This is a genomic window from Kitasatospora sp. NPDC056783 (assembly GCF_042789895.1).
In the GTDB taxonomy this organism is placed as follows: domain Bacteria; phylum Actinomycetota; class Actinomycetes; order Streptomycetales; family Streptomycetaceae; genus Kitasatospora.
On record NZ_JBHUAF010000562.1, the window covers coordinates 1 to 3,935 of the forward strand.

5 protein-coding genes are annotated in these 3,935 nt (G+C 72.2%); 2 read left to right on the forward strand and 3 right to left on the reverse strand.

Translation table 11 applies throughout. The features are described from left to right. Positions 1-28: 28 nt before the first annotated feature. A complete protein-coding gene (locus ACFRMQ_RS39075) occupies positions 29-301 on the reverse strand; it encodes a DUF6343 family protein (protein ID WP_380735647.1) in 273 nt (90 codons plus the stop codon). A 74-nt stretch (positions 302-375) separates the two neighbouring features. Here ACFRMQ_RS39075 and ACFRMQ_RS39080 point away from each other — a divergent pair, with 74 nt between their 5' ends. Further along, positions 376-651 carry an I78 family peptidase inhibitor gene (locus ACFRMQ_RS39080; protein WP_380735648.1) on the forward strand — a complete coding sequence of 92 codons (276 nt, stop codon included), beginning with the start codon at positions 376-378 and terminating at the stop codon, positions 649-651. 98 nt (positions 652-749) lie between these two features. Here the strand turns inward: ACFRMQ_RS39080 and ACFRMQ_RS39085 are convergent, their stop codons facing one another. Both ACFRMQ_RS39085 and fabG read right to left on the reverse strand, forming a co-directional pair. Beyond that, positions 750-1,550, reverse strand: a complete 801-nt coding sequence (locus ACFRMQ_RS39085) for a phosphatase PAP2 family protein (RefSeq protein ID WP_380735649.1) — start codon at positions 1,548-1,550, stop codon at positions 750-752. Between the two features lie 231 nt (positions 1,551-1,781). Further along, positions 1,782-2,549: a 3-oxoacyl-ACP reductase FabG gene (gene fabG, locus ACFRMQ_RS39090; RefSeq protein WP_380735650.1), complete on the reverse strand. Its 768-nt coding sequence runs from the start codon at positions 2,547-2,549 to the stop codon at positions 1,782-1,784. A 372-nt stretch (positions 2,550-2,921) separates the two neighbouring features. Here fabG and ACFRMQ_RS39095 point away from each other — a divergent pair, with 372 nt between their 5' ends. Further along, positions 2,922-3,818 carry a MarR family winged helix-turn-helix transcriptional regulator gene (locus ACFRMQ_RS39095; RefSeq protein ID WP_380735651.1) on the forward strand — a complete coding sequence of 299 codons (897 nt, stop codon included), beginning with the start codon at positions 2,922-2,924 and terminating at the stop codon, positions 3,816-3,818. Positions 3,819-3,935: the final 117 nt, after the last annotated feature.

Here is a 3,935-nt window from a genome sequence, read left to right on the forward strand (position 1 = left end):
GACGTCCCACTCCGTGGGAGACACCGCGTCAGAGCTCGGTCCGGCGGCGCCGGATGACCACCACGAGATCGACGGCGGCGAACAGGGTGAGCAGAGCGCAGGCCACGGCGAAGCCCGTGAGCGTGCCCCGGCTGGGGACGCCGCCGTCGGGCGCGAGGGCAGCCCAGAGCGCGAAGCCCGCGGTGGCCAGCGCGAACAGCGGTGTGAAGGTGAGCGAGAGCAGGTAGCGGAGCTTGAGGTCGCTGCGGGCGGTGGCCGGCTCGGTGCCGCTGCGCCAACGTCGCGGGGTCGTGGCGCGCATGGCGTTCACCTCCGGACCGCGGGGGGCGGGCTACGATTCCAGCGTACGTCCGAGGGACTGGCAGGGGAGGCGCGATGTCGGGGGCGGGCGCGGTGGGGGCGGGTTCGGGTTCCGACCAGGGTCCGGGCTCCGGCCGGGGTGCCGGCGCGGCGGGTCCCGGTGCGGCCGGCGAGGACGCCGAGGGCTACGCGGGGCTGCGGGTCGAGCGGGCCCGGGAGCTGGCCCGCAGGCACGGCTGGGCCTCGGTGCGGGTGCTGGAGCCGGGGGAGCTGATGACCATGGAGTACCGGCAGGGAAGGCTCAACCTCGCGGTGCGCGGCGGGGTGGTCGAGCGCAGCTGGGAGGGGTAGGGCGCCCCGCGCCCCGCGGGCCGGGCGGCCCGTCGGCCCGGATCTGGGCCTGGGTCCGGTTCGGGCCTGGGTCCGGGCCGGCTCGGGGCCGGCGCGGTTCAGTACGGCAGGTGGCGGCGGGCGAAGCGCCGGTGGAGCCGCTGCTCGGAGGTGGCGACCAGGGGCTCCAGCAGCGGCAGCACGAGCAGCACGAGCAGCCCGGCGGCCCAGCCCGCCAGCACGTCGGTGACCCAGTGGGTGCCGAGGTAGACCGTGGTCAGGCCGATCGAGCAGGCGGTGGCGGCCGCGATCAGCGCGCCGGTGCGCCGCCAGCGGACGGCGAGGTAGGCGAGTACGCCCCAGGTGACCACCGCGTTGGCGGTGTGGCCGGAGGGGAAGATGGTGCCGCCGGAGAAGAGTTCGGGCGAGCCGACGTACTGGGCGTAGTGCGGGCCGAGCCGGCCGGTGACGATCTTGACCGCGCCGACGGTGACGTTGAGCAACAACAGCGCGATGCCCATGACCAGCAGCGGGCGCAGTCGGCGCAGGCGGTGGGCCCGCCAGCCGAGCCAGAGGAAGGCGGCGATCGCCGAGGGGCCGCGCTGTCCGGCCACCACCCAGGTGTCGAGCAGCGGCTCCAGACGGGGCCAGCGCTCGTAGGGGCGCAGCAGCCGGACCGACCAGTCGAGGTCGACCAGCGAGGTGTTCAGCAGCACCCCGGCCAGCACCAGCAGGTAGCCGACGAGGGTGACGGCGAGCAGGGCGGCCTGCCGCCGGCTCATCGGCGGCCAGCCGGGCTCGTGGCCGCCGTGGCCGGCCGGGGGGAGGGGGCGCGCGGGGCGTTCCCGCCGGCCGGTCTCGACGGTGCGGTGGTCCGGCCCCTGGCGTGGAAAGGGGGCGGGGGTAACTCTGGATTGCACGTGGTGACCTTACCCAGCCGGGCGGGGCCATTCCGGGGGTAATTGTCATTTTCCCGGGAAATCGACAATCGGGCCGGTCCCGGATGGTCCGGGGAGTGATTTCCGCTATTCCTGGATCGAAAGTCAGTGTGGTCGTCGAATGATTCTGCAAAAGCCCCGGTAAAGGAAACGGAGTGGGCGGCCGGTGTGCCCGGCTTCCCACTCCGTGGTAACCCTGTGTAGGTTCCGTGCTCAGTCGAGGGGGCCGCCCGCGACGTAGATCACCTGGCCGGAGACGAAGCCGGCGCCCTCGCTCGCGAGGAACGAGATGGTGTGGGCGACGTCCTCGGGCTCCCCGACCCGCTGGACCGGGATCTGAGAGGCCGCGGCCCGCTTGAAGTCTTCGAAGTCCATGCCGACCCGGGCCGCGGTGGCCGCAGTCATGTCCGTGGCGATGAAGCCGGGGGCCACCGCGTTGGCGGTGATGCCGAACTTGCCGAGCTCAATGGCCAAAGTCTTGGTGAAGCCCTGGAGACCGGCCTTGGCGGCCGAGTAGTTGGCCTGGCCGCGGTTGCCCTGGGCCGAGGAGGAGGACAGGTTGACGATGCGCCCGAAACCGGCGTTGACCATGTGCTTCTGCACCTCGCGGGTCATCAGGAAGGCGCCGCGGAGGTGAACGTTCATGACCGTGTCCCAGTCGGACTCGGACATCTTGAAGAGCAGGTTGTCGCGGAGTACGCCCGCGTTGTTGACCAGGACGACCGGAGCGCCGAGCTCCGCGGCGACGCGGTCGACGGCGGTCCGGACCTGCTCGGCGTCCGAGACGTCGGCGCCGACGGCCAGAGCCGTGCCGCCGGCGGCGGTGATCCGCTCGACGGTCTCCCGCCCGGCGGCCTCGTCCAGGTCCAGGACGGCGACCGCGTGGCCGTCGGCGGCCAGCCGGACGGCGGTGGCGGCACCCAGGCCGCGGGCGGCGCCCGTCACGACGGCGACCCGGGGGGTGGTGGTCTGCTCGGTCATGCTCGCTCTCGTCTCTCTCGGGATGCCTCCCGGGGAGAGCCCCCGGAGAGGGTGGCCACACCCTACCGGCGGGTAGGGAGGGCGGCCAGGGCGGAGAGGCGCAGGTGACGGTGGGTAAGGACCGACCGGTCGGCTTTCTGCTGAGAACGGGTTACTGCAAGGGCTTCGCAGCGCGTAAATATGCCAATGTTGCCGAACCTGCGTCTACTATCCGCCCCTGCCTGCCAGCAAGGGCCCGCCGTTTGTATAGTGTCCGCCAGCAGCCACCGGCTGCGCGGCTGGAGCGCCCTCCCTCATAGCTGGACGCCCACTCGCCGTTACTGCCCCACCCGGGTGTCCCACACACACCGGGTGTGACATCGGGACGGATACATGGTGCTGGGGGAGATCCCGACAACCCGCGTGTCCGCGCGACTGCAACAGTCGCCCGGGCACCTCATTCGTGTCACACAGCAGGTTCACACCCGCCTGTGGTCCGAACACGTCGGAGCCGATCTCACGGCTCCGCAGTTCGCCGTACTGCTGGTCCTGGCCCTTGAACCGGGTGCGGACCAGCGAACGGTCGGCGAACGTGCCTCGCTGGACAAGGCCACGATGGCCGAGATGGTCGCGCGGCTGGTCCGCCGCGGCCTGGTGCTGCGCCGGCGCGATCCGGCCGACGGCCGGCGCAAGCTGCTGGCGCTCTCGCAGAGCGGCGCCCAGGCGGTGCGCGAGGCCACCGGCGGCGTGGTCCGCGTGCAGCGCGTCCTGTTCGAGCCGCTCAGCGCGGAGGAGCAGGTCGAGATCGTCCGGGTGATGGCCAAGATAGCCAGGCTGGAGCCCGCGGCGGTCGCCGTCATCGCCGACGCGCGGCCGATACTGGACGCCCAGCGGGCGATCGGCTATCTGATCAGGGTGAGCCAGCAGGTGCACACCAAGCTCTGGTCGGAGCACGTCGGTGCCGAGCTGACGGCTCCGCAGTACGCGGTGCTGGACGCGCTGGAGCTGGAACCGGGTGCCGACCAGCGCACGGTCGGCGAGCTCGCCTCGCTGGACAAGGCCACGATGGCGGAGATGGTGAGCCGGCTGGTGCGCCGCGGTCTGGTGCAGCGCCGGCGTGACCCCTCGGACGGGCGGCGCAATCTGCTCTCGCTCTCTCCGGCGGGGCAGGACCTGCTGCACCGCTCGGCCGCCGGGGTGGCCGAGGTCCAGCGGCTGCTGCTGGCTCCGTTGGAGGAGAGTGAGCACGAGGCCGCGCTCACGCTCATCGCGAAGGCGGCCAGGCTCTAGGTCAAACTTTCGTCAGAGTAGCCAAAACGATTCGCCAAAATGCCCGGGACCCTTGGTCGTTGGCGTCGGCGGGTCGGAACGCGCCGAAGGCCGCCCGCTCCCCGATGGGGGCGGGCG

Bases quoted from the DNA above. Each gene is read 5' to 3' on its own strand.
- ACFRMQ_RS39095 (WP_380735651.1), top strand. From the start codon at position 2,922: ATGGTGCTGGGGGAGATCCCGACAACCCGCGTGTCCGCGCGACTGCAA.
- ACFRMQ_RS39080 (WP_380735648.1), top strand. From the start codon at position 376: ATGTCGGGGGCGGGCGCGGTGGGGGCGGGTTCGGGTTCCGACCAGGGT.
- fabG (WP_380735650.1), bottom strand. From the start codon at position 2,549: ATGACCGAGCAGACCACCACCCCCCGGGTCGCCGTCGTGACGGGCGCC.
- ACFRMQ_RS39075 (WP_380735647.1), bottom strand. From the start codon at position 301: ATGCGCGCCACGACCCCGCGACGTTGGCGCAGCGGCACCGAGCCGGCC.